Genomic DNA, 22,960 nt, shown 5'->3' with positions numbered 1-22,960 from the left:
CCCTTGGTCCAGCCATTGCGCTAATCCCCTGCCGGTGATTCCGAAGGGTTTTGGCATGCAGCGGCTGATCGACGCTTTTTACAATTCGGTGCGGGCGTTTCGCAAACTGGCCGCCGGCGAGGAGGCTTTCCAGTTGGAGCTGACACTGCTCGTGCTTGCCTTGCCGCTCGGCTGGTTCCTTTCGGAATCGTGGCGCGGCTATGCGTTGCTGATCGGCGCGGTGCTGCTCATGATCATGATCGAGGTGTTGAATACCGGCATCGAGGCGGCATGCGACGCGTTCAGCCGCGAATTCAACATCGATATCCAACTGGCCAAGGATTGCGGTTCGCTGGCGGTGCTGATTTCGGTGGTGATCGCTGCCGGCGTCTGGGGCGTCGCCGTCATCGAGCGGATCCTCGGGGTACCGATCTGAGGTTTCAGACACTACATGCCGTCACTGCATTTCTCGTTTTGACCATGATCTTTTCCGAAAACCGGTACCACTTTTCGGGATCATGGTCTGAGGAGACCGATATGGCCGATACCGCCGGATTTCTGCTGCTCGAACGTGAGGGCCTGCCGGACGATCTTCGCTGGCTGGTTGAAAAATTTCCACGCGAGGTCTGGCAGGCGCATGCCAACATCCACGGCGTGGCCAATATGTGGCTGCAGCGGCACGATATGTTCCGCGAGCTTGGCGGCATGCTCACCAATGGTATCGGCGATTATCGAGAAGGTAGGCTGAACGCGCCGGAATTCGCGCGCTGGTTCGCGCCGCGCCTCAACCATTTCCTCGGCAATCTCGACGGCCACCACAATGTCGAGGACCATCATTATTTCCCGGTCTTCGCCAGGGCCGAGACCCGTCTGAAGCGCGGCTTCGAAATCCTGGATGCCGATCACCACACAATCCATGAGGGACTGGAGCGCAATGGCCAGGCGGCAAATGCCTTCATCCGCACGCTTCAGGAGAGCGAAGACAAACAGCGTTTCGCCGCCGATGCCTATGCTGACGAGAACAGCCGGCTGATCGCCATGTTGACCCGGCATCTTGCCGACGAGGAAGACCTGATCATTCCGCTGATCCTCGAGAAGGGTGATCGTGCGCTCGGCATTGATTGACGATCAGCTTCCCTTGTGGAGTTCCTTCTTGGCGACGATATGGGCCGCGAGCCAGCCGAGGATGGCCACAACGAGGCCGATTGCCAGAGCGATCAGCAACCGCTCGTGGCGGGCCAGCGCCTGGCCGACGATGTGCTCCGCGCCCAGCCCGAAGACATAACCGACAGTGCAGAACAGTGCCGCCCAGACTACCGACGAGATGGCGTTGAGGATGATGAAGCGCGCCGCGGCGATGCCCGACAGCCCGGCCGCGATTCCGCCGACCAGTCGCAGGCCATAGATGTAACGGTTCGACAGCACGAAAATGTTGGGATGAGAGGTGACAAGGCGGTAGGCGTGGCTGAAGCCCGGCCGGGCTCGGAGCCTGATCACGAATTTATGGTCGGCGAAGCTCCGTCCCAAGATGAAGAACAACGTGTCGCCACCGAAGGCGCCGAGCGCGGCTGCGAGAAACGCCTGCCACGGGACGAAGACATGCTGATGCGCAAAAAAACCGCCAAGAATTGCGGCGCTTTCGCCCTCGGCGACGCAGCCCAGAAAAACCGCGACCAATCCATATTGCTCAATGAGACGATGGATGACTTCCGTCATGAAGACGTTCGCTGCTTCGACAGAATGTCGTCGATGCGCTTCACCTGCTCGGCCAGCCGGGCGATCTCGTCTCGCATGCCGATGATCTGGCTGTGGCGCAGTTCGTCGAGCTTTTCGTGTAACGCCATGATCTCGATCTCGGCCTTGAGATTAACCTCATAGTCGTGGGCGGCGTCGATTCGATCGCGCTCCGTCTGGCGGTTCTGCGCCATCATGATCACTGGCGCCTGCAGGGCGGCAACCATGGAAAGCACGAGATTGAGAAAGATGAAGGGATACGGATCGAAGGCGGCGCGCGACAAGAGCCAGACATTGCCTGCCGTCCACAGGATCAGGAAGCCAATGAATGCCAGGATGAAGGACCACGAGCCGCCGATCCGTGCGATGGTGTCGGCCAGGCGATCTCCAAACGTCTGGTGAAAGGCGACGGCCTTGTTGGTGTCCTTGGAGATCGTGGTGCGCTCGAGCGTAGATTGCAGTACCCGGCTTTCGAGCGCGCTGAGGCCGTCCGGCTTTCGCTTCAGCCAGCGGCTTGCCAGGTCCTCGATCGTTTTGTTCATCGTCGCCTCCGTCGTCAGCGATGAGGTAGAAGCTGCCGGTTCATACGGGAAGTGGTAGATTGACGCGATGGGGTCAGGAAACAATGGTGGATTTTCAGAAAATTCGCGCCCGTGCAGCGAAGCGCAAAGGCGGTGAGGCAGCGCTGACGTCGCTGCTGGGTCCTATGCCCGACAATGCCGCGGTGGCAAAAATTGCGGACGACCGGATCCTGTCGACCATGGCCGAGCGGGTTTTTGCCGCCGGCTTTGTCTGGCGGGTCATCGAGCAGAAATGGCCGGGTTTCGAGGAAGCATTTCTTGGCTTCGAGCCGAGGCGGCTGCTGTTCCAGCCTGACGATTTCTGGCACGATCTCACAGCCGACAAGCGCATCGTCCGCAATCCGCAGAAGATCAAATCCGTACGCGACAACGCAGCCTTCGTCGCGCGCGTGTCGAAGGAGCATGGCAGCTTCGGCAAGTTCCTGGCCAATTGGCCGGCGGATGACCAGGTCGGATTGATGGCCTATCTCGGCAAGCATGGCAGCCGGCTCGGCGGCAATACCGGCCAGTATTTTCTGCGCTGGCTGGAGTGGGACGCCTTCATCGTCTCGGCCGACATGACGGCAGCGCTGCGCGACGCCGGGCTCGACCTCGCGCAGAGCCCGACATCGAAGAAGGACCTGGACAAGATCCAAGTGCAGATAAACGCCTGGGCGGCGGAAACCGGGCTGCCGCGCCGGCACATTTCGCGCATTCTGGCAATGTCGATCGGCGAGAACCATCCGCCGGAAGCCTTGCGCGAATATATGGGCGAATAGGATCGACTGTTTGGTCCAAACGAACGCCATTGCTCGACGAATTTTGCCGCGCTAAACCCACGGGCATGACAGACAAGACCGCTCCAGACATATTGCGCATCGCCGTCGCCCAGCTCAATCCGACGGTCGGCGACGTCGCCGGCAATCTTGCCAAGGCACGCGAGGCGAGGGCGGATGCCGCCCGCCAAGGCGCCGACCTCGTGCTGTTTACCGAGCTTTTCCTTGCCGGCTATCCGCCTGAGGATCTGGTGCTGAAGCCCGCCTTCCTGAAGGCCTGCGAGCGGGCGGCGGAGGATTTCGCCGGCGATACCGCCGACGGCGGCCCGGGTTTCGTCATCGGCACGCCGTTGAAGCGCAAGACCGGCACGCACAATTCGATCATCTTTGCCGATGGCGGCAAGATCCTTGCCGAACGCTACAAGCTCGATCTGCCGAATTACGGTGAGTTCGACGAGAAGCGCGTCTTCCAGGCCGGCCCCGAGATCCAGGGGCCGGTCAATTTCCGCGGCGTGCGCGTGGGAGTGCCGATCTGCGAAGATATCTGGGGCGAGGTTGCCGTCTGCGAGACGCTGGCCGAAAGCGGCGCGGAAATCCTGCTGGTCCCGAACGGCTCGCCCTATTACCGCGGCAAGGTCGACGTCCGCCACCAGATCGTCATCCGCCAGGTCATCGAATGCGGACTGCCGATTATCTATGCCAACCAGCTTGGCGGCCAGGACGAGCTGGTTTTCGATGGCGCATCGTTTGCCATAGGTTCTGACAAGACGCTGGCCTTCCAGATGAGCCAGTTCGAGGAGACGGTCAACGTCACCACCTGGAAGCGAAAGAATGACATCTGGGTCTGCTCTGACGGACCGATGTCGAAAATCCCGGAGAAGGAGGAGGCCGACTACCGCGCCTGCATGTTGGGCCTGCGCGATTACGTCAACAAGAACGGCTTCAAGAATGTCGTGCTCGGCCTTTCCGGCGGCATCGATTCGGCGATCTGCGCGGCACTTGCCGTCGATGCGCTGGGCGAGGAACGGCTGCGCGCCGTGATGATGCCTTACCGCTACACTTCGAAGGACTCGCTGAAGGATGCCGAGGACTGCGCCCGCGCACTCGGCTGCCGCTACGATATCGTGCCGATCTTCGAGCCGGTCGAGGGCTTCCTGCACACGTTGACACAGCTTTTCGAGGGCACCAACGAAGGCATCACCGAGGAAAACCTGCAGAGCCGGGCCCGCGGCACCATCCTGATGGCGATTTCCAACAAATTCGGCTCGATGGTGGTCACCACCGGCAACAAAAGCGAGATGTCGGTCGGCTACGCGACGCTCTATGGCGACATGAATGGCGGCTTCAATCCGATCAAGGACCTCTACAAGATGCAGGTCTATGCGCTGTCGCGCTGGCGCAACGCGCATATGCCGCCGGGTGCGCTCGGTCCGTCCGGCGAGGTGATCCCGAACAACATCATCGACAAGGCGCCCTCGGCGGAACTGCGAGAGAACCAGACGGACCAGGATTCGCTGCCGCCCTATCCGGTGCTCGACGACATATTGGAATGTCTGGTCGAAAACGAGATGGGTGTCGACGACATCGTTGCGCGCGGCCATGACCGGGCGACGGTGACGCGCGTCGAGCACCTGCTTTACGTCGCCGAATACAAGCGCCGGCAGGCGGCACCCGGTGTGAAGATCACCAGGAAGAATTTCGGCCGCGACCGCCGCTATCCCATTACCAACCGGTTCAGGGATGGCGGGTAGGCGATTGGCCTGCGTAACGGTTTAGCCATGGCCAACCTTGAAATCAGCTTTGACCTGTCGCGGATCGACTTCCGGGCGACATCCGACATGTTGAAGGCGAGCTATTGGGGCAGTGGCCGCAGCGATGAACTGCACCGCCGCGCTTTTGCCAACTCACTGTGTGTCGGCGCCTATGTCGGCGGCAATCAGGTCGGCTTCGGCCGGGCGATCACCGACCGTACGGTATTTGCCTATCTCGCCGACATCATTGTCTGGCCCGGGTATCGCGGGCAAGGCATCGGAACCCGGCTTGTCCAGGCGCTTATCGATCATCCGGATTGCAAGACTGTCACGCATTGGAGCCTGTCGACCAACGACGCCCATGCGGTTTACGAGAAGCTCGGCTTCAGGCCTTCCGCCGACGGCCGCTATATGCGCTTCGACCGTATCCCGGCAACCTGAACAGAGGCAGCGCACAACCGCGATTGTTGCAAAATCGTCTCACTGCTTGGACCAGATGCGCTTTTGGCTATCTACTGACTTGGCGCGGCGTTGAGGCGTCTCTATAAACACCTCTCCGCGATTCCCCTTCAGGAGGAACCGAATGCCAGGATTTGACATCGTTATGCGAGGCCGCGAAGCCTAGGTCTTGGTCAGTGCGCCGCGAGATAGCCTCGCGGCAAGGCTGAACCGAGGCAGGTATTTCGCCGCTGCCGGTCGCCGCCCCTCTACAGGGCCGCCAAATACGCCAAACCTCCGCATCTCCGGGCGCCTAACGGCGCCGACGCGGTTTTTCAATTTCTACTTTCGTGGGATCGGGCTCGTTTGCGCCCGAATGACATCATGACTCGTTTTCGAATAGATTTGCGCGCGGGCGCCTTTCGCAGCGTTCTTGGCTTCACGCTCAGCCATTGGCGGCGTCAGCCGTGGCGGCTTGCCGGCATTATGGGCACGTTCCTGCTGTCGACCTTGGCCGACGTGCTGACGCCGCTCTATTCCGGCCGGCTGGTGGATGCCGTCGCCAGCAGTGCTGCGGCCGACGATGTTGCGTGGAACGCGGCGACAGCGGCCTTTTCGATGCTGGTGGCCCTGGCGCTCACCGGTGTCGTGCTGCGCAATCTCGCCTTCATGGCCATTGTCGAGCTGACGTTGAAGATGATGGCGGATATCGCCGCCGACGCCTTCCACCGCGTCCAGCGCTTCTCCACCGACTGGCACGCCAACAGCTTCGCCGGATCGACGGTGCGCAAGATAACGCGCGGCATGTGGGCGCTCGACCTGCTCAACGACACGATCCTGATCGCGCTGCTGCCATCGGTCGTCATGCTCGTCGGCTCGACGCTGCTGCTTGGCTGGTTCTGGCCGCTGATGGGTGCTGTCGTCGCCACCGGTTCGGTTCTGTTCATCGCGGTGACGACGATGCTGTCGCTTGGCTATGTCGCGCCCGCGGCAAGGCTTGCCAATGCGTGGGATACACGGCTCGGCGGCTCGCTGGCCGACGCGGTGAGCTGCAACGCCGTGGTCAAGGGTTTTGGCGCCGAGGAACGCGAGGAGACACGGCTTGCCGAGGTCGTCGCTAAATGGCGCGGCCGCACGCGCCGCACCTGGATGCGCGGCACTGTCAACGGCACCACGCAAGGGACGATGCTGCTGCTTTTGAGGGCAGCGGTCATCGGATTCTCCCTGCTGTTGTGGTCGTGGGGGCAGGCGAGCGCCGGCGATGTCGCCTTCGTGTTGACCTCATTCTTCGTGCTGCAAGGCTATCTGCGCGACATCGGCACACATATCCGCAATCTGCAGCGCTCGATCAACGACATGGAGGAACTGGTCGACTTCCAGTCCGAACCACTCGGCATCGAGGATCGGCCCGGAGCCAAACCGATCCGGATCACCGATGGCCGTATCACCTTCGACAAGGTCACGTTCCATTATGGCAGCCACCGCCTGCCGCTCTATCGCGACTTTTCGGTGGACATCGCGCCGGGCGAACGGGTTGGGCTGGTTGGCCATTCGGGCTCCGGCAAGACGACATTCGTCAAGCTGATCCAGCGCCTCTACGACGTGACTGCGGGCAATATCCTGATCGACGGCCAGGATATTGCCAATGTGGCGCAGGCGTCGCTGCGCGCACAGATCGCGATTGTCCAGCAGGAGCCGATCCTGTTTCACCGGTCGCTGGCCGAAAACATCGCCTATGCCCGGCCGGCCGCCACGCAGGCCAAGATCGAGCACGCGGCGCGATTGGCCAGCGCGCATGACTTCATCGCCAATTTGCCGAAAGGCTATGGCACGCTGGTCGGCGAGCGTGGCGTAAAGCTATCGGGTGGTGAGCGTCAACGCGTTGCAATCGCACGCGCCTTTCTTGCCGATGCGCGCATTCTCATCCTGGATGAGGCAACGTCGAGCCTCGATTCGGAATCGGAGGTGCTGATCCAGCAGGCGATGGAGCGGTTGATGGTCGGCCGCACGACGCTGGTCATTGCCCACCGGCTGTCGACGGTGCGGGCGCTGGACAGGCTTTTGGTGTTCGATCGCGGCCGCATCGTCGAAGAGGGCTCGCATGACCAACTGATCCGGCTGCAAGGCGGCATCTACCGCCGGCTGTTCGAACGCCAGGCGCTTGAACTGACCAAAGGCATGGTGATCTGACGGTTGCGGCGCCGCGCGTCCTGATGGACGCGTGGCGCTGCAGTCTTTTCTTCGCCTTCGTCATGTTCTATGTCTGCCGCCGAGCGCGGGGGCGCGTCTTGTCAACAGCAAAACCATCCGGTACGCCCCGCTCATGACAGTTACCGTCCGTTTCGCCCCGTCACCGACCGGCCGCATCCATATCGGCAATGCGCGCACCGCTCTGTTCAACTGGCTGTTCGCCATCAAGAACAAGGGCCGCTTCATCCAGCGCTTCGACGACACCGACGTTGCCCGTTCGACGCAGGAATTTTCCGACGCCATCCTTTATGACCTGCATTGGCTGGGCATCTTCCCCGACGCCACGGAGTATCAGTCGCGGCGGGTCGAAATCTATGATGCCGCACTGCAGAAGCTGAAGGAGGCGCGCCTCGTCTATGCCTGCTATGAGACGCCCGAAGAGCTCGACCTGAGGCGCAAGGTGCGCCGCACGCGTGGTCTGCCGCCAGTCTATGGCCGCGAGGCGCTGACGCTGGCACCCGAGCAGGTGGCGGAATATGAGGCCGATGGCCGGCGGCCGCACTGGCGCTTTCTGCTGCCCAACTTCAGCAGCGATCCGCTGCAGCCGGAGCGCACCGAAATCCACTGGAACGACCTGGTGCGCGGCGAAGAGACCGTCGACCTCGCCTCGCTTTCAGACCCGGTTCTGCGGCGTGAGGACGGCACCTACCTCTATACATTGCCTTCGGTTGTCGACGACATCGACATGGGCGTCAGCCATGTCATTCGCGGCGACGACCACGTCACCAATACCGGCGTCCAGATAGCCCTGTTCCGAGCACTTGGCGCGGAGCCGCCGGTGTTCGGCCACCACAATCTCCTGACAACGGCATCAGGCGAGGGACTTTCGAAGCGCACCGGCGCGCTGTCCATCCAGAGCCTGCGTGAGAGCGGCATCGAGCCGATGGCGATCGCTTCGCTGGCGGTGCTCGTCGGCACCTCGGAAAACGTCGTGGCGGTGCCAACGATGGCCGAGCTAGCCGAGCGCTTCGATCCGGCTGCAACATCGAAATCCGCCGCCAAATTCGACCCGGACGAGCTCTTCGTGCTCAACCGCACGCTGCTGCATCACATGCCGTTTTCCGAGGCGCGCGACCGGCTGATCGTGCTCGGCATCTCCGGCGAACAGGCCGAGCCTTTCTGGCTGGCGGTGCGCGGCAATCTCGACAGGCTGGCCGATGCGGCGATCTGGTGGCGTACGCTTCGAGACGGTCCAGAGGAGCCGGCGGAGTTTTCCGACGATGACCGCGACTTTCTTCGCCAGGCGTTCGAACTGCTGCCGGAGGAGCCTTGGAACGGCACCGTCTGGAAAAACTGGACCGGCAAGATCCGAGAGGCGAGCGGCCGTAAGGGCAAGGCGCTGTTCATGCCGCTCAGGCTGGCGCTTACGGGACAGCCTTCGGGTCCGGAGCTTGCAGATCTGTTGCCGCTGCTGGGTCGGGAAGGAACGTTGGCCCGACGACCCTGACCTTGCGCTGTTCCGGCGGGGGCAGGGACGTCGGCGAAGGCACGGGCTTGACGGCAAGGCGTCTGATCGCCTCACGATCGAGGCCGTCTTGCGCGTTGGCCAAGGACTCCGGATCGGCGCCCGGATCAGGCCTAGCAACCGGCAGCGGAATGAACGGGGTACTCTCTACATTCGCCTCAGATTGTGCCCGGGTTGGCGGGTTGCCGGCGATGATCTCGAAATTCTGCGCGGCATTGCAGCCGCAGGCCGGCGGCCGCGGCATGTCGGACTGCTTGTAGAGGTAGGCCGTCGGCAGTTCGATATAAGGCCTGCCGGTCACCGAAGACGTCATGGACGCCGAATCGCCATTCATGCCGCGCGTGTAGAAAACCTGCATTTCTGTGCCGGGGCAGCTCGATTCGCAATTCTTCTGGTCGCGCTCGAAATCGCCCAGCGAGGCAGCATTCGACATCGGGAAGAAATAGCCGTCGCAGGTCCGCACACACATGGTGCGGAATTCGCCTCGCGGCTGGCCCAACTCGTCGGCGTTGTTGAGCATGGTGCGAATGTTGCGCGGCTGACTTAGTTCTTCAGCCTGGTCGGGCTCTTCAGGCTGATCGGGCGCACCGGGTTCAGTTGCGTCACTGCCCAAAAGCTGGTCGAGCAGGTTTCGCTTGCCGTTTTCACGGCTGGCTTCGCGGACCGGCGCGGGCGTCCGCGCCGCCCCATCATCGCGGCAGCCATTGGCGTCAAGCAACGTCAATATGCGCGCGCGATCGCGTCGCGAACCACCGCCGGCAAGGTCGGCGCGCTTGGCCTGCAGGGCGTCGAGATTGGCTGCCATGCGATCGATGGTGGCGTCGAGTGCCGCGCATGCATTGGCGTTGCGGCGAGACAGCGAAAAGCCGCAGCCGGCGCTGCTGGCCTGGCTGACGGCCTTTGAAATCTGCTGGCGCTGCCGGACGATTGCGTCGTCATATTTCCTGAGCAAAGCCGGTTTGCCACCGCCACCACGAGAAGCGGCGGCAAGATCGGCTTCAAGCTGGCGGCAGAGGCGCGGAGCGGCCTGCGCCTGAGTGACGGCAATGCCGCACAGTAGCAGGGCGCCGAGCAGCGCGGCGGCCCGCGTCAGCTTCCAACATGCGCCCGTCATCCCTCCGAAACTCCGCCTGCCTGTCGTTCAGAAAGCTACCGCGCTTGCGGTTAACCGTTTGTTTACCATACCGCCGATTCCGGCTTCATCCCAAATCGGATGGCTCGCGCCGGTGCGCGGCTTCGACCACGACCAGCGCTGTCATATCGACCACGCCGCACGACATACTCGGACAGAGCCACGACCGAGACATCCTGGCGATGCACGAAAAAGGCGTATTCGCCCAGAAGAATGCCCGGATCCAGAATGCCCGGAGGCTTGGCATGACCGCGATTACCCGTCGAGCCGCAGTGCAGTTTGGTCTTTTGTGCCTGGCGATGCCGGATGCCATGGCGCAGGAAAAGCCCATCACGCCGGATTGGGGTACCAAATTGGTCGAAGCTGCCCGTGAGCAGATCGGCGTCACCATGCTCTACGATCCGACCTATACACGCCTGGCCTATCCGGGCGGGGACGTTGGGCCCGAGCGGGGTGTGTGCACGGATGTCGTGATCCGTGCCTATCGCCGCGCCTTCGATCTCGACCTGCAAGAATTGGTGCATGAGGATATGCGGGCCAATTTTGCCGCCTATCCGAAGGCTTGGGGCTTGAAGGCGCCCGACCGCAACATCGACCACCGCCGTGTGCCCAACCTTGCGGTCTATTTCGAGCGGCGCGGTGCTGCCTTGCCCGTCAGCCAAGACCCGGCCGACTATCGGCCAGGGGATCTCATCGCCCAGATGCTGCCCGGCAATCTGTCGCATATTGCCATCGTGTCGTCCAATCGCTCCACTTTGGTACCGACAAGAAGACTGGTCATTCACAATATCGGCGGCGGCGCCAGGGAAGAGGACACTTTGTTTGCCTTCAGGCAGACAGGACATTTCCGGTTCAGGCCAATCTGAGAAAGCCCGCGGCTATTCCAGATCGACGATGGCTTGCGCCTTGTGCGCGGCTTCGACCACGGCCAGTGCCGTCATATTGACGACGCCGCGCGACGTCACCGACGGCGTCAATATATGCGCCGGGCTGTCGGTGCCGAGCAGGATCGGGCCGACATGCAGCGCGTCCATCATTGTGCGCAGCGCCGTCAGTGTGATGTTCGCCGAATCGAGATTGGGGAACACCAGCAGATTGGCTTCGCCTTTCAGCCGCGAATGCGGATAGACGCGTTGGCGCAGCTGCTCCGACAGTGCCGAGTCGGCATGCATCTCGCCGTCGCATTGCAGGTCGGGCGCGATGCGCGCCAGGATCGCCGCCGCCTGCCGCATCTTCATGGCGCTTGGCGAATCGCGGGAGCCGAAATCAGAATGCGACAGCAGCGCTGCCTTGGGCTCAATGCCGAAACGCTGAATTTCCTCGGCCGCCAAAACGGTCATTTCCGCAATTTCTTCGGCGGTCGGATCGACGGAGACATGGGTGTCGGTGAGGAAAATGATGCCGCGCTGCGAGATCAGCATCGAAAGCGTCGACAGGTCGCGATCCGTAATGCCGGCGCGCGGTCCGATGATCAGCGTGACGTTGCGCAGATGGCGCTCGAAACGGCCTTCGAGGCCGCAGACCATGGCGTCGGCGTCGCCGCGTTTCAGGGCAAGGGCGGCGATCACCGTATTGTCGGTGCGCACCATGGTGCGCGCCGCTTCCGTCGTCACCCCACGCCGGCCGGCAAGCTCGATCAAGAGATCGACGTAGTGACGGTAACGCGGATCGTCTTCCGGGTTGATCAAGCCGAAATCGACGCCCGGCTTGATGCGCAGCCCGTAGCGCTTCAGCCGCACCTCGATGACATGCGGGCGGCCGATCAGGATCGGTTCGGCAATGCCTTCCTCGAGCACGACCTGCGCGGCGCGAAGCACCCGCTCGTCCTCGCCGTCGGCATAGATGACGCGCTTGGCGCTCGACGTCTTGGCCATCGAGAACACTGGCTTCATGACCAGGCCGGAGCGGAAGACGAAGCGGTTGAGCTTGTCGATATAGGCGGGGAAATCGGTGATCGGCCGGGTCGCGACGCCGGTCTCGCACGCTGCCTTGGCGACAGCAGGGGCAATGCGCAGGATCAGCCGCGGATCGAAGGGCGAGGGGATCAGGAACTCAGGACCGAAGATCGGCGTCTCGCCGGAATAGGCGCGGGCGGCGACATCGGACGGCTCTTCGCGGGCAAGCGCTGCAATCGCTCGCACGGCGGCCATTTTCATCTCTTCGTTGATGGCGCTTGCACCACAATCCAGCGCGCCACGGAAGATGTAGGGAAAACAGAGTACGTTGTTGACTTGGTTGGGGAAATCGGAGCGGCCTGTGCAGATCATCGCGTCGGGCCGTGCTGCCCGCGCCGCTTCCGGCATGATCTCGGGATTGGGGTTGGCCAGCGCGAGGATCAACGGCTTGGGCGCCATGTGGTGGAGCAGTTCCGGTTTCAGTACGCCGGCGGCAGACAGGCCGAGAAACACGTCGGCGCCGGGCAGAACGTCAGCCAGCGTGCGCGCCTCGGTGTCCTTCACATAGGGGTCTTTCCAGCGGTCCATCTCCTCGACACGGCCCTTATGGGCGACCCCGAACCGGTCGGTGACCCAGATGTTTTCGACCCGCGCGCCGAGCGAGACCAGAAGGTTGAGGCACGCAAGCGCCGCAGCGCCGGCGCCTGACGTGACTATCTTGATGTCCGAGATGGACTTGCCGGCGAATTCCAGCCCGTTGAGCACGGCGGCAGCGACGATGATGGCGGTGCCGTGCTGGTCGTCATGGAAGACCGGTATGCCCATGCGCGCTTTCAACTGCTCCTCGACCTCGAAGCATTCGGGCGCCTTGATGTCTTCCAGGTTGATGCCGCCGAAGGTTGGTTCCAGCGCCGAGATCGTCTCGACCATGCGCTCGATGCCCGGTGCGTCGATCTCGATGTCGAAGACATCGATGCCGGCGAACTTCTTGAACAGCACCGCTTTGCCCTCCATCACCGGCTTGGAGGCGAGCGGACCGATATTGCCGAGGCCGAGCACCGCCGAACCGTTAGTGACAACGCCGACCAGATTGGCGCGGGCTGTATAGTCGGCAGCGGTTGCCGGATCGTCGCGGATTTCAAGGCAGGGGGCGGCGACACCCGGCGAATAGGCAAGCGCCAGGTCGCGCTGGTTGCCGAGCGGCTTCGTCGCCTGGATTTCAAGCTTTCCGGGACGGGGGTGCTTATGGAAATAGAGCGCTGCTTCGTCGAGGTCGGATCGGGCCGCCTTCTTGCTTTCGCCTGTCATGACGGCCGCCTCCTCAGTTCAGTCCGTTTGGTGTTTTGAGTCTCTTAGCATGCAGCCGAGCCTTTTCGAGGGGTGATATGTCGCAAGCGCGAGCTTATGGCTTCGCATCGCCCGCCGGCCTGTACGGTCTGCCATTGAAATGTTGGGGCGATAGGCGCGTTGCTGGAGCGAGCTGCGAGCCGAATGTCTGCTTCAGGTGGTTTGCGGACGATTAGGTATTCTTTCGCTAGTTCGCTGTGGGGCTGTTGCTCCTATAAAGTGCACGAAAGAAACTCTTGGAATAGCGATCGTACCAAGCGGCAGCCCACTCGCCGACAAGTCGCTCTGTCGACGACACCCTACGCCGGTAGTCGACTGTTCGGCGGATACCTCCTTCTTCCTCAAGCTCGATGTCCAGGTGAGTAAACTTTGGGGTCGCATCCGAAAACCTGAGATACATGTATGCAAACACCGCGATATGACGTTTACCCATTGATAAGCAACGATTTTCTATCGCCACCACCGCAGACTGGACTGTAGCGAAATCCTCTAGCCTAACCGCTCGTTCTAGACGAACGAAGTCAAGGAACAATCTCCTGTCGGTAATTGCAAGGTTGCCGTCGGCCGTGTCTCGAACCCCGTGCGACAGCAGTTTTTGCGCAACAAAGCGATAAATAGACGCCATTCGCCGGTCTCATTTTCATGTGCGAGGCAGGACATAACATGCGGACTAACCCTAGTCCTTGTGAACTGGGCGCCGTTTTGAGCATAATGTTGCCCTGTTTCGGCTTGCCTGAGGGCGCCTGTTGCCCGCCGTTTCCAGCGGGTATCAAGCCTTGGATTCTGCCACTAAAACGCGCTGACATAGAGGCCGCCGTCCACCGGTATGTTCTGTCCGGTCAGGTAGCCGGCATGGACCGAGCACAGAAAGGCGCAGATCTGGCCGAATTCCTCCGGTGTACCGAGCCGTTTGGCCGGAACGTTGGCTGCTGCTTGCGCTTTGCGCGCGGCGGCGGCGGCCGGATCTTCGGGCGTGCCGGCCTCGTGCGGGCCGCGTAGCCGATCGGTGTCGAGTTTGCCCGGCAGCATGTTATTGATAGTCACGTTGCGGTCGATCACTGTCCGTGCGACGCCGGCCAGGAACGAAGTGAGGCCGGCGCGGGCGCCAGACGACAGGTCGAGGCCGGGGATAGGCACATAGACCGACAGCGAGGTGATGTTGACGATACGGCCGAAGCCGCGCGCCGCCATGCCGTCGATCACGGCCTGAACCAGTTCGACAGGGGTCACCATGTTCTGGGTGACGCCCTCGAGGATCTTTTCGCGGTCGAGCGCGCGGAAATCGCGAAACGGCGGACCGCCATTGTTGTTGACGAGGATGTCGGGATCGGGGCAGGCGGCAAGCAGCGCCTTCTGGACATCGGGCTTGGATACGTCGCCGACGATTTCGGTCACCTTGACGCCGAATTTCTCGCGCAGTTCAGCGGCAGTTTTGGCCAGCACGTCGGCGTTGCGGCCATTGACCACCAGATCGCAACCTGCCTCTGCCAGTGCCATGGCGCAGCCGCGTCCCAAGCCTTTGCTGGAAGCGCAGACGATGGCCTTCTTGCTGCGAATGCCGAGATCCATGGTGATTTTCTCCTCTGATTGCCGCGGCAACCTATCCGGATGGCTGGACCAATCGCAACCGTCATACGGTTGTTGCATGAATCGGGGCATAGGCTCAGGCGAAAGCAACGGTGACAAATGATGTCCGGCGCAGAGCCCCGCACTTTCCGCAGCATGTTCATCTCCGACGTCCATCTCGGATCGAAGGCGGCGAAGGCCGAGTTCCTGATCGATTTCCTGCGCCATCACGATGCCGATATCATCTATCTCGTCGGCGACGTCGTCGACGGCTGGCGCTTGAGACGGAGCTGGCATTGGCCGCAGAGCCACAATGACGTCGTCCAGAAGTTGCTGCGCAAGGCGCGCAAGGGCGCCAGTATCACCTACATCGCCGGAAACCATGACGAGTTCGCGCGCCAGTTCCAGGGCGTTCATTTCGGCGGCATTGTCGTCGCCGACCGCGCCATCCATGAGACCGCCGATGGCAAACGCCTTCTTGTCATCCATGGCGACCAGTTCGACACCGTCGTCCATAATGCGCGCTGGCTGGCCTATCTTGGCGACTACGCCTATGACGCGGCGATGCTGGTCAACCGCGTCATCACGCGCCTGCGCCAGGTGCTCGGCCTGCCTTACTGGTCGTTCTCGTCCTGGGCCAAGGTCAAGGTCAAGAAGGCGGTGAATTTCATCGGCTCGTTCCAGACCGTGCTGACCGAGGAGGCGCGCCGCTCGCATGTCGATGGCGTGATCTGCGGGCACATCCACCATGCCGCGATCGAACGCTATCAGGACGTGCAATACATCAACACCGGCGATTGGGTGGAGAGCTGCACGGCGGTGGTCGAGCATTTTGACGGCCGGATGGAGATCCTGCAATGGGCGCATGTCCTGCCGGAGACTCCGGTCGGCAGCGAGGTGCTCGTGCCGATCGACATCAAGGGCAGGGCAGTCCAGGCGGCTTGACCAAATCCGGCCGCATCTCGCTTCAATCGGTTAGTCCAGCGGTTTCATCGACTTTTTCGCCGTGTTAAGCAGCGGCAGGTGTGGCGGGCCGACCCGGCTGAATGCCGTGCCGACGGATCGCCTGTCAATGTCCTCGCTGCCGCCGCTTTCGCCCGAACAGCTCGTCAAGCCACGCCATTTCGAACTGCGCATGAGCTTGATCTTCTTTACGCTCTTCGTTCCGCTCGGGACGCATGTGCCGTATTTCCCGCTGTGGCTGCAGGCGAAGGGGTTCCATGCCGAACAGATAGCCGTGATCCTCGCCGCGCCGATGTTCCTGCGCGTGGCGACGACGCCTTTTCTTACTGCGCTGGCAGACAAAGCGAGCGACCGCGCCAATGTCTATGTTGCGCTGGTCGCCGCATCGCTGATCCTGTCCGCCGGCTACCTCCTGCCGCCGACCTACCCAACGGTACTTGCCGTGTCGTTGGCCCTGACGGTCGTCTGGACGCCGCATTCGCCGATTGCCGATTCGCTCGCCCTTTCAGGTGTTCGCCGCTTCGGCTCGAATTACGCAAGCATGCGCAAATGGGGCTCGATCTCCTATCTCTGCGCCAATCTCGCCGGCGGTTTCATCCTGTCGGCGAGCGGTGCCCAGGCTGTCCCGGTGATCATCTTCGCGGCGCTGTGTGCCGCGCTAGCCGCCGGACTGATTGCGCCGCGCCTCGGCCGTCCACGCCGCGCCTCGCCGCTTTCGGCCGCCGATATCCAGCAATCGGCACCGAAACTCCTCAACCGGTACTTCCTCTATTTTTCGACAGGCGTCGGCGTCATCACCGCCAGCCACGCATTTCTCTACGGTTTCGTGTCGATCTACTGGAAGTCGATCGGCATCAGCGATTCGGTTGTCGGGCTTCTGTGGGGGTGGGGCGTCGTCGCCGAGATATGCATGTTCGTCGTTTTCACCCGCGCTTTCGCCTCCTTCTCGGTCGTCTCGATCATGCTGATTGCCGGGATTGGCGCGATCGTGCGCTGGTTCGCCTTTCCGCTGATCTGGCCGCTTGGGCTTGGCGTTGGCGGGTTTTTCGCGATCCAGACGCTGCACGCGGTTTCGGTGGCGCTGGTGCTGATCGGCCTGCAAAAGATGATCGGTGAGACGGTCGCGGAAGAACGCACCGGGGCGGCGCAAGGCATCGCCTATTTCTCCAATGGCTTCTTCATGGCGGCGGCGACGCTGATTTCCGGTCCTCTTTACGACCGCTTCGGCGCGAATGGCTTCTTTGCGATGATCCCGATCGCGCTGACGGGCCTGGCTCTGATCGGGCTTGCCGCGCGTTCAGCCCCACAGCGCCCGCTCGGGCGGTGACACCAGCGAACCTTGGTAGACGAGACCGGGAACGCGGTCGCGGGCCAGCAGCAGCGGACCGTCGAGATCGACGAAATCGGCATCCTGCGCCAACAGCACGGCCGGCGCCATCGCAAGCGATGTGCCGACCATACAGCCGACCATGACACCAAGACCCAGTTCGCGGGCGCGGTCGCGAAGCACGAGTGCAGCGGTCAGGCCACCCGATTTGTCGAGCTTGATGTTGACGGCGTCGTAAAGGCCGACAAGCGCTTCAAGATCCTTCGCCTCGTGCACGCTTTCGTCGGCACAGATCGGTACCGGATGCGCGATGTGGCGAAGAATACCGTCATGTCCCGCCGGCAGCGGCTGTTCGATCAAGGCGATACCGTGCTCGGCGGCAAAGGCAAGGTTTGCGACGATATTGTCGTCATTCCAGCCCTCATTGGCGTCGAGAATGATTCGGCTGTCGGGTGCTGCCGCCGTCACTGCACGGATGCGCGCGATGTCGTTGTCGCCGCCGATCTTGACCTTGAGCAGCGGGCGCTGGGGGTTAGCGCGGGCCTGCGCCGCCATCGCCTCCGGCTCGGCGAGCGACAATGTATACGCCGTCTCAAGCGGTCGTAACGGAACGGTTCGTATCGTATGCGCCACCGGTGTTCCGCTGATCTTCGCTTCCAGGTCCCAGAGCGCGCAGTCGATGGCACTGCGTGCCGCGCCGGCAGGCATGGCATCGAGCAGGGCGATGCGGCTGATGCCGCGCGCGATCTCGCTGCGCATCGCCTCGATCGCGTCGCGCACACCCTCCATGGTCTCGCCATAGCGCTTGTAAGGGACGCATTCGCCGCGTCCTGTACGGCCGTTTTCGGTGATGGCGCAGGAAATCACCTCCGCTTCGGTCTTCGAGCCGCGCGAAATGGTAAAGGTCCCGGCTATCGGAAAGCGCTCGGCCTCGACCGAAATGACACGCGCCATATTTTTCTGCTCCAGCTGTGCGACAAGGAGGATATCGGCAAATCGACAGGTCGGCCCCGTCAGGCTAAACAGGATGCCATGTTGACCATCCGCAAACGCGACGCAAGCGGCCCTGCCAAGGAGCCCGACCACCAGCCGCGCATCGCGATCGGCGAGGAGGGCGACGTTCTCGGCTGCGCTTTCTCGGGAACCTGGACGACACGTACCGTTGCCCTGGTCGATGCCGAGATGCGCAAGATCGAGAAGCGCGGCGGCTTCAAGACGCTGGCGCTCGACCTTTCACAAATCGAGAAGATGGACACTGCCGGGGCGTGGCTGATCGACCGCCTGGTCAGCAGCTTCGAAAAAAAGGGCGTCGAGATCACGATGCAGGGGCAAAGCGAGATTGCCTCGATCCTGCTCGGCGCCGTCGGTGATGCGGTCCGACGCGAGCCCGAATCAGGTCCGGCAAAGCCGCCCAACTTCATCATTCGCGGGCTCGAGGCGGTTGGCCGGCGCGTTTATGAGATGCGCGACGATTTCCTGGCCGCAATGAATATCCTTGGCGCCACGATACGCGGCTCTCAGATGAAGCTTGGCCGTGGCCATGGCGTCAACATGGCGGCGATCTTCAACCAGATCGATCGCATGGGTGTCGGCGCCATACCGGTAGTCGTGCTGATGTCGGCCATCGTCGGTGCGATCGTCGCCCAGCAAGGCGCTTATCAGCTCAGCTATTTCGGCGCCGACATCTTCGTCGTCGACCTGGTCGGGGTGCTGATCCTGCGCGAGCTCGGCGTGCTGATGACGGCGATCATGATCGCCGGCCGCTCCGGCAGTGCGATCACCGCCGAGATCGGCTCGATGAAGATGCGCGAGGAGGTCGATGCGCTGAAGGTGATCGGTCTTAATCCAATCGGCGTGCTGGTNGATCGGCTCGATGAAGATGCGCGAGGAGGTCGATGCGCTGAAGGTGATCGGTCTTAATCCAATCGGCGTGCTGGTGTTTCCGCGGCTGGTCGCGCTGGTCGTCGCGCTGCCTTGCCTGACGATCATCGCCAACTTTGCCGCACTGGGCGGCGGCATTTTGGCTGCATGGCTCTACTCCGATATTGCACCGGCAGCGTTCATCGACCGGCTGCGTGTCGCAATCGACCTCAGCACCATCTTTGCCGGCCTGATCAAGGCGCCGTTCATGGCCATGATCATCGGCATAATTGCCTCGGTCGAGGGCATGAAGGTTGGCGGCAGCGCCGAATCGCTTGGCCAGCATGTGACCGCCTCAGTGGTGAAGTCGATCTTCGTGGTCATTATCCTCGACGGGCTTTTCGCCATGTTCTATGCAGCGATCGAGTTCTGACATGGCGCTGCCGGGCACAAACACGACCAAGGTGGCGGCGAAAGCCAAAGAAGACGAGATCGTGCTGTCGGCGCACGACATCACGGTGTCGTTCGCCGACCAGGTCGTTCTCGACAAATTGTCGCTCGATATCTGGCGCGGGGAGATTCTCGGCTTCGTCGGTGCCTCCGGTGCCGGCAAATCTGTTCTCTTGCGCACCATCCTTGGCTTGACGCGCAAGCAATCGGGAACAATCAAACTGTTCGGCGTTGACGTCGAGAAGGCAACCGAAAGGGAGCGCCTTCGCATCGACATGCGGCTTGGCGTGCTGTTCCAGCATGGCGCCCTTTTTTCGGCGCTGACGGTCCTCGAAAACGTCCAGGTGCCGATGCGTGAATATCTCGATTTGCCGAAGAAGCTGATGGACGAACTTGCCATGCTCAAGGTCGAGCTGGTCGGACTGCCGCCGGATGCGGCGCAGAAATTCCCCTCCGAGCTCTCCGGCGGCATGATCAAGCGTGCTGCGCTGGCGCGCGCCCTGGCACTCGACCCGGATATCCTTTTCCTCGACGAACCGACGTCCGGGCTCGATCCGATCAGCGCGGCTGAGTTCGACGAATTGGTCGTCAAGCTGCGCGATACGATGGATTTGACCGTGTATATGGTCACGCACGATCTCGACACGCTGTTTACGGCGTGCGACCGCGTGGCGGTGCTCGGCAACAAGAAAGTGCTGGTCGAGGGCACGATCGACGACATGCTCAGGAGCGAGGAACCCTGGGTAAAATCCTATTTCCGCGGAAAACGCGCCCGGCAACTTGATCTTGCGGCGCGCGCATAGCCATAAGTGAGCAATGGAAACCAGGGCCAACTACGTCATTGTCGGCATTTTCACGCTGGCCGCGATCCTCGCGGCTTTCGCTTTCGTCTATTGGACGGCGGCAATCGGCGAAAAGGGTGAGACGACGGTGCTGCGCGTGCGCATTCCAGGCTCCGCTTCGGGGCTCGGCCGTGGCAGCTTCGTGCTGTTCAATGGCGTCAAAGTCGGCGACGTGCGCCGTGTCTATATCGACGTCGACAATCCGACCGCTGCTATCGCCGACACCGAAATAGACCGGAATACGCCTATCACCAAGTCGACGCAGGCCGATATCGGGCTTGCCGGCCTCACCGGCCAGGCCAACATCGAGCTCAAGGGCGCCGACCCCAAAGAGCCAAAACTTCTCGACGAGGCGGAAAAGGAAGGCCGTGTCGCCGAGATCGTTGCCAACCCGTCGGCGGTCACCAATCTGCTGCAGACGGCGCAGAACATCTTCACCCGCGCCGACAAGGTCCTTTCGGAGCTCGAAGGCTTCACCAAGGATGTTCGCGGGCCGCTGACGCAGACCGTCAACAATGTCCAGACCTTCTCCGATGCACTGGCCAGGAATGCGGACGGCGTCGACAAGTTCCTGGCCAGCGTCAGCTCGCTGGCGGACGAACTGAAGGGTGTTTCGGGCAAGCTCGACGGCACCCTGAAGGCGGCGGAAGGGCTACTCAACGCCGTCGACAAGGACCAGATCAAGAGCATCGTCGCCAATGTCGACACGGTCACTTCCAACCTCAAGGAAACCAGCAAGCAGTTCGACACGGTCATCAAGAACGTGGACACCGCGGTAGGCTCGATCAACGAGTTCGCCCAGAAGACGCAAGGCACGCTGGCCAAGGTCGACGGCGTTCTCGACGGCATCGATCCGGCTGAGGTTCGCACCGCGCTGGCCAATATCCAGAAGGCCAGCGAAAACGCCAATGAAGCTGCCGCCGACATCGCCAAGGTGACCAACAAGTTCGCCAACCGGGCCGACGACATCGACGAAACCATCAAAGACGCGCACCAGCTCGCAGGACGCCTCAACGATGCCTCGGTGCGAGTCGACGGTATCCTTGCCAAGGTCGACAAACTGCTCGGCTCCGGTCAGGCCGACGGCGTCATGGCCGATGCCAGGGCGACGCTCAAATCGTTCAAGCAGGTCGCCGACACGCTGAACGCCCGCCTCGGCACCATCACCGACAATCTGGCGCGGTTCTCGGGACAGGGGCTGCAAAACGTCGAATCGCTGGTCCAGGACAGCCGTCGTTCGATCAACCGCATCGAAGAGGCGGTGACCGACCTCAGCCGCAATCCACAGCGGATCCTGTCCGGCGGCGAGGGTGAGGTCCGGCAGTTCGACGGCAGGGTGCGCCGTTGACTTCGGCCTGCGCCCACCGCAAGAACATAGCTTGCGGATGCGCGTTGTTTCCACGATCCGGGGGGGATCGCGTTTGAAGTCGATCAGTTCAGGCAGCGTCAGATCGAGTGGGTTCAAGGCCGGAGCGGCACTGCTGGCGCTTTCGCTCGCCGGCTGCGCGGCGCTGGGCGGCAAGCCGGCGCCGCTGGATACGTTTGAGCTTTCGGCGCCGTCGCTGGAAGCGCGTGCCCACAGCCGTCGCCAGATACTCATCGCTCAGCCATCGGCGCTCAAGGCGCTGGACAGCCAGAACATCGTCATTAAGCCATCGCCGCGATCGATCCAGTATCTCAAGGGCGCGCAATGGGCCGACCGGCTGCCGATGATCGTACAGGCGCGGCTGGCAGAGACGTTCCAGCGCTCGGGCAGCTTCACCGGCGTCGGCAAGCCAGGCGAGGGGCTGGCGATCGACTATCAGGTGATCGTCGAGATCCGCTCGTTCGAGGTGCGTGTCGACGGTGGCGAACATGCCGAGGTCGAGCTGTTCGTGCGCCTGTTGAACGATCGCAACGGTGAAGTGCGGGCTTCGAAGACGTTTAGCGCAATCGCGCCCGTTTCGGGCAATGGCAACCAGGCCTATGTCGGCGCGCTCGATGCCGCGTTCGGCGATGCGGCTGGGCAAATCGTCCGCTGGACGGACACCGTGATCTGACACAGCCGGAACTGCCGGCACGGCACTCTACAGCGCCAATGGAATTCAGTACGGCATGAAAAAGGCGGGAAATCCCGCCTTTTCGTTTGTTCTCTGTCGCCCGCTTAGTGCAGGCGGCCGCTGGCGTGGGCCAGCATGGTGTAGACCTTGCCGGTATCCGACGTCAGGTAGGTCTGCGCCATGATGTTGTCGCGGTCGTTGCGCGACACGTCCTTGAGCAGCTTTTCGAAATCGTCGCAGTAACGATCGACAGCAGCGCGGAACTCCGCCTCCGACTGATATTTGCGGCGGATCTCGTCGAACGTCTGCTGGCCCTTCAGCGTGTAAAGTCGGCGCGTGAAGACGTCGCGCTCGCCGCGCCGGTAGCGGTTCCACAGCTCGATCGAGGCATCGTGATCGATGGCGCGTGCGATATCGACCGAGAGCGAGTTCAGCGATTCCACGACATGAAGCGGCGAACGCGCAGCGGGAGCCGGGCGCGGCGCTTCGGCGGGCGCTGCCGGCTTGGCGTCGTCTTCGCGTGATGCACCGGTCAGGAGGTCACGCACCCAACCGCCCTGCGGCGTGCGGCCGTTGGGGTCGCGCT

Annotated in this window: 21 protein-coding genes and 1 pseudogene; 14 read left to right on the top strand and 8 right to left on the bottom strand. The window is 62.1% G+C overall.

The genetic code is table 11. From position 1 onward, the window contains the following. Positions 1 to 55 precede the first annotated feature (55 nt). Together X773_RS69705 and X773_RS69700 are read left to right on the top strand one after the other, a co-directional pair. Positions 56 to 415, top strand: coding sequence for a diacylglycerol kinase (locus tag X773_RS69705; RefSeq protein ID WP_031212866.1), 360 nt, complete (start codon positions 56 to 58; stop codon positions 413 to 415). Positions 416 to 516: 101 nt separating this feature from the next. Further along, a complete protein-coding gene (locus tag X773_RS69700; RefSeq protein ID WP_031212865.1) occupies positions 517 to 1,104 on the top strand; it encodes a hemerythrin domain-containing protein in 588 nt (195 codons plus the stop codon). A 3-nt stretch (positions 1,105 to 1,107) separates the two neighbouring features. On the opposite strand, the gene X773_RS69695 is transcribed toward X773_RS69700, so the two are convergent. Then, positions 1,108 to 1,695 (bottom strand): DedA family protein, encoded by a 588-nt coding sequence (locus tag X773_RS69695; protein ID WP_023680016.1) that lies wholly within the window; start codon positions 1,693 to 1,695, stop codon positions 1,108 to 1,110. Beyond that, complete coding sequence (locus X773_RS69690; protein WP_023680015.1) at positions 1,692 to 2,255, bottom strand: DUF1003 domain-containing protein; 564 nt, start codon at positions 2,253 to 2,255, stop codon at positions 1,692 to 1,694. Before X773_RS69690 ends, X773_RS69695 begins: the two co-directional genes overlap by 4 nt. A gap of 83 nt (positions 2,256 to 2,338) precedes the next feature. Between X773_RS69690 and X773_RS69685 the strand changes: the two genes are divergently transcribed. The 5 genes from X773_RS69685 to gltX all read left to right on the top strand — a co-directional run bounded on the left by X773_RS69685 (position 2,339) and on the right by gltX (position 8,935). Beyond that, a complete protein-coding gene (locus X773_RS69685; protein ID WP_023680014.1) occupies positions 2,339 to 3,052 on the top strand; it encodes a DNA-3-methyladenine glycosylase I in 714 nt (237 codons plus the stop codon). A 65-nt stretch (positions 3,053 to 3,117) separates the two neighbouring features. Further along, positions 3,118 to 4,800, top strand: coding sequence for an NAD+ synthase (locus X773_RS69680; protein ID WP_023680013.1), 1,683 nt, complete (start codon positions 3,118 to 3,120; stop codon positions 4,798 to 4,800). A gap of 27 nt (positions 4,801 to 4,827) precedes the next feature. Then, positions 4,828 to 5,241, top strand: a complete 414-nt coding sequence (locus X773_RS69675) for a GNAT family N-acetyltransferase (RefSeq protein ID WP_023680012.1) — start codon at positions 4,828 to 4,830, stop codon at positions 5,239 to 5,241. 381 nt (positions 5,242 to 5,622) lie between these two features. Beyond that, positions 5,623 to 7,428: an ABC transporter ATP-binding protein gene (locus X773_RS69670; protein ID WP_031212864.1), complete on the top strand. Its 1,806-nt coding sequence runs from the start codon at positions 5,623 to 5,625 to the stop codon at positions 7,426 to 7,428. Positions 7,429 to 7,561: 133 nt separating this feature from the next. Then, positions 7,562 to 8,935 carry a glutamate--tRNA ligase gene (gene gltX, locus X773_RS69665; protein ID WP_023680010.1) on the top strand — a complete coding sequence of 458 codons (1,374 nt, stop codon included), beginning with the start codon at positions 7,562 to 7,564 and terminating at the stop codon, positions 8,933 to 8,935. On the opposite strand, the gene X773_RS69660 is transcribed toward gltX, so the two are convergent. Then, a complete protein-coding gene (locus X773_RS69660) occupies positions 8,853 to 10,067 on the bottom strand; it encodes a DUF2865 domain-containing protein (RefSeq protein ID WP_023680009.1) in 1,215 nt (404 codons plus the stop codon). The genes gltX and X773_RS69660 overlap by 83 nt on opposite strands. Positions 10,068 to 10,330: 263 nt before the next feature. Between X773_RS69660 and X773_RS69655 the strand changes: the two genes are divergently transcribed. Then, positions 10,331 to 10,951: a DUF1287 domain-containing protein gene (locus X773_RS69655; protein WP_051406245.1), complete on the top strand. Its 621-nt coding sequence runs from the start codon at positions 10,331 to 10,333 to the stop codon at positions 10,949 to 10,951. 12 nt (positions 10,952 to 10,963) lie between these two features. Here the strand turns inward: X773_RS69655 and X773_RS69650 are convergent, their stop codons facing one another. The 3 genes from X773_RS69650 to X773_RS69640 all read right to left on the bottom strand — a co-directional run bounded on the left by X773_RS69650 (position 10,964) and on the right by X773_RS69640 (position 14,896). Beyond that, positions 10,964 to 13,288, bottom strand: a complete 2,325-nt coding sequence (locus X773_RS69650) for an NADP-dependent malic enzyme (RefSeq protein ID WP_023680007.1) — start codon at positions 13,286 to 13,288, stop codon at positions 10,964 to 10,966. A gap of 226 nt (positions 13,289 to 13,514) precedes the next feature. Continuing rightward, positions 13,515 to 13,952 (bottom strand): hypothetical protein, encoded by a 438-nt coding sequence (locus X773_RS69645; protein ID WP_023680006.1) that lies wholly within the window; start codon positions 13,950 to 13,952, stop codon positions 13,515 to 13,517. A gap of 164 nt (positions 13,953 to 14,116) precedes the next feature. After that, positions 14,117 to 14,896, bottom strand: a complete 780-nt coding sequence (locus X773_RS69640; protein WP_023680005.1) for an SDR family oxidoreductase — start codon at positions 14,894 to 14,896, stop codon at positions 14,117 to 14,119. Between the two features lie 120 nt (positions 14,897 to 15,016). On the opposite strand from X773_RS69640, the gene X773_RS69635 reads away from it, so the two are divergent. Then, positions 15,017 to 15,838, top strand: a complete 822-nt coding sequence (locus X773_RS69635; protein ID WP_031212861.1) for a UDP-2,3-diacylglucosamine diphosphatase — start codon at positions 15,017 to 15,019, stop codon at positions 15,836 to 15,838. A gap of 127 nt (positions 15,839 to 15,965) precedes the next feature. After that, positions 15,966 to 17,183: an MFS transporter gene (locus tag X773_RS69630; protein ID WP_023680003.1), complete on the top strand. Its 1,218-nt coding sequence runs from the start codon at positions 15,966 to 15,968 to the stop codon at positions 17,181 to 17,183. On the opposite strand, the gene dgcA is transcribed toward X773_RS69630, so the two are convergent. Then, on the bottom strand, positions 17,154 to 18,137 hold the full coding sequence (gene dgcA, locus X773_RS69625; RefSeq protein ID WP_023680002.1) for an N-acetyl-D-Glu racemase DgcA: 984 nt from the start codon (positions 18,135 to 18,137) through the stop codon (positions 17,154 to 17,156). The genes X773_RS69630 and dgcA overlap by 30 nt on opposite strands. A 78-nt stretch (positions 18,138 to 18,215) precedes the next feature. On the opposite strand from dgcA, the pseudogene X773_RS69620 reads away from it, so the two are divergent. The 4 genes and pseudogenes from X773_RS69620 to X773_RS69605 all read left to right on the top strand — a co-directional run bounded on the left by X773_RS69620 (position 18,216) and on the right by X773_RS69605 (position 22,374). Next, a pseudogene (locus X773_RS69620) lies at positions 18,216 to 19,476 on the top strand (ABC transporter permease). A gap of 1 nt (position 19,477) precedes the next feature. Further along, complete coding sequence (locus X773_RS69615) at positions 19,478 to 20,296, top strand: ABC transporter ATP-binding protein (RefSeq protein WP_023679999.1); 819 nt, start codon at positions 19,478 to 19,480, stop codon at positions 20,294 to 20,296. A gap of 13 nt (positions 20,297 to 20,309) precedes the next feature. After that, the gene (locus X773_RS69610) at positions 20,310 to 21,683 is read left to right on the top strand and encodes an MlaD family protein (protein ID WP_023679998.1); all 1,374 of its coding nucleotides are present in this window, start codon (positions 20,310 to 20,312) and stop codon (positions 21,681 to 21,683) included. Between the two features lie 37 nt (positions 21,684 to 21,720). Further along, the gene (locus X773_RS69605) at positions 21,721 to 22,374 is read left to right on the top strand and encodes an ABC-type transport auxiliary lipoprotein family protein (protein WP_051406244.1); all 654 of its coding nucleotides are present in this window, start codon (positions 21,721 to 21,723) and stop codon (positions 22,372 to 22,374) included. A 104-nt stretch (positions 22,375 to 22,478) separates the two neighbouring features. Here X773_RS69605 and X773_RS69600 read toward each other — a convergent pair. Beyond that, positions 22,479 to 22,960: hypothetical protein (locus X773_RS69600; protein ID WP_036239483.1), on the bottom strand; the 482-nt coding region annotated here is incomplete at its 5' end.

Origin of the sequence: Mesorhizobium sp. LSJC280B00, from assembly GCF_000502835.1 — a bacterium.
In the GTDB taxonomy this organism is placed as follows: Bacteria; Pseudomonadota; Alphaproteobacteria; order Rhizobiales; family Rhizobiaceae; genus Mesorhizobium.
Note: the sequence above shows the minus strand (reverse complement) of the source record. Positions and strands in the feature narration are given on the sequence as shown.

Coding starts and splice junctions, on each gene's coding strand:
- X773_RS69635 (WP_031212861.1), top strand. CDS start 15,017: ATGTCCGGCGCAGAGCCCCGCACTTTCCGCAGCATGTTCATCTCCGAC.
- X773_RS69655 (WP_051406245.1), top strand. CDS start 10,331: ATGACCGCGATTACCCGTCGAGCCGCAGTGCAGTTTGGTCTTTTGTGC.
- X773_RS69700 (WP_031212865.1), top strand. CDS start 517: ATGGCCGATACCGCCGGATTTCTGCTGCTCGAACGTGAGGGCCTGCCG.
- dgcA (WP_023680002.1), bottom strand. CDS start 18,137: ATGGCGCGTGTCATTTCGGTCGAGGCCGAGCGCTTTCCGATAGCCGGG.
- X773_RS69640 (WP_023680005.1), bottom strand. CDS start 14,896: ATGGATCTCGGCATTCGCAGCAAGAAGGCCATCGTCTGCGCTTCCAGC.
- X773_RS69610 (WP_023679998.1), top strand. CDS start 20,310: ATGGAAACCAGGGCCAACTACGTCATTGTCGGCATTTTCACGCTGGCC.
- gltX (WP_023680010.1), top strand. CDS start 7,562: ATGACAGTTACCGTCCGTTTCGCCCCGTCACCGACCGGCCGCATCCAT.
- X773_RS69660 (WP_023680009.1), bottom strand. CDS start 10,067: ATGACGGGCGCATGTTGGAAGCTGACGCGGGCCGCCGCGCTGCTCGGC.
- X773_RS69605 (WP_051406244.1), top strand. CDS start 21,721: ATGCGCGTTGTTTCCACGATCCGGGGGGGATCGCGTTTGAAGTCGATC.
- X773_RS69615 (WP_023679999.1), top strand. CDS start 19,478: ATGGCGCTGCCGGGCACAAACACGACCAAGGTGGCGGCGAAAGCCAAA.
- X773_RS69645 (WP_023680006.1), bottom strand. CDS start 13,952: ATGGCGTCTATTTATCGCTTTGTTGCGCAAAAACTGCTGTCGCACGGG.
- X773_RS69675 (WP_023680012.1), top strand. CDS start 4,828: ATGGCCAACCTTGAAATCAGCTTTGACCTGTCGCGGATCGACTTCCGG.
- X773_RS69690 (WP_023680015.1), bottom strand. CDS start 2,255: ATGAACAAAACGATCGAGGACCTGGCAAGCCGCTGGCTGAAGCGAAAG.
- X773_RS69650 (WP_023680007.1), bottom strand. CDS start 13,288: ATGACAGGCGAAAGCAAGAAGGCGGCCCGATCCGACCTCGACGAAGCA.
- X773_RS69705 (WP_031212866.1), top strand. CDS start 56: ATGCAGCGGCTGATCGACGCTTTTTACAATTCGGTGCGGGCGTTTCGC.
- X773_RS69685 (WP_023680014.1), top strand. CDS start 2,339: ATGGTGGATTTTCAGAAAATTCGCGCCCGTGCAGCGAAGCGCAAAGGC.
- X773_RS69680 (WP_023680013.1), top strand. CDS start 3,118: ATGACAGACAAGACCGCTCCAGACATATTGCGCATCGCCGTCGCCCAG.
- X773_RS69670 (WP_031212864.1), top strand. CDS start 5,623: ATGACTCGTTTTCGAATAGATTTGCGCGCGGGCGCCTTTCGCAGCGTT.
- X773_RS69630 (WP_023680003.1), top strand. CDS start 15,966: ATGTCCTCGCTGCCGCCGCTTTCGCCCGAACAGCTCGTCAAGCCACGC.
- X773_RS69695 (WP_023680016.1), bottom strand. CDS start 1,695: ATGACGGAAGTCATCCATCGTCTCATTGAGCAATATGGATTGGTCGCG.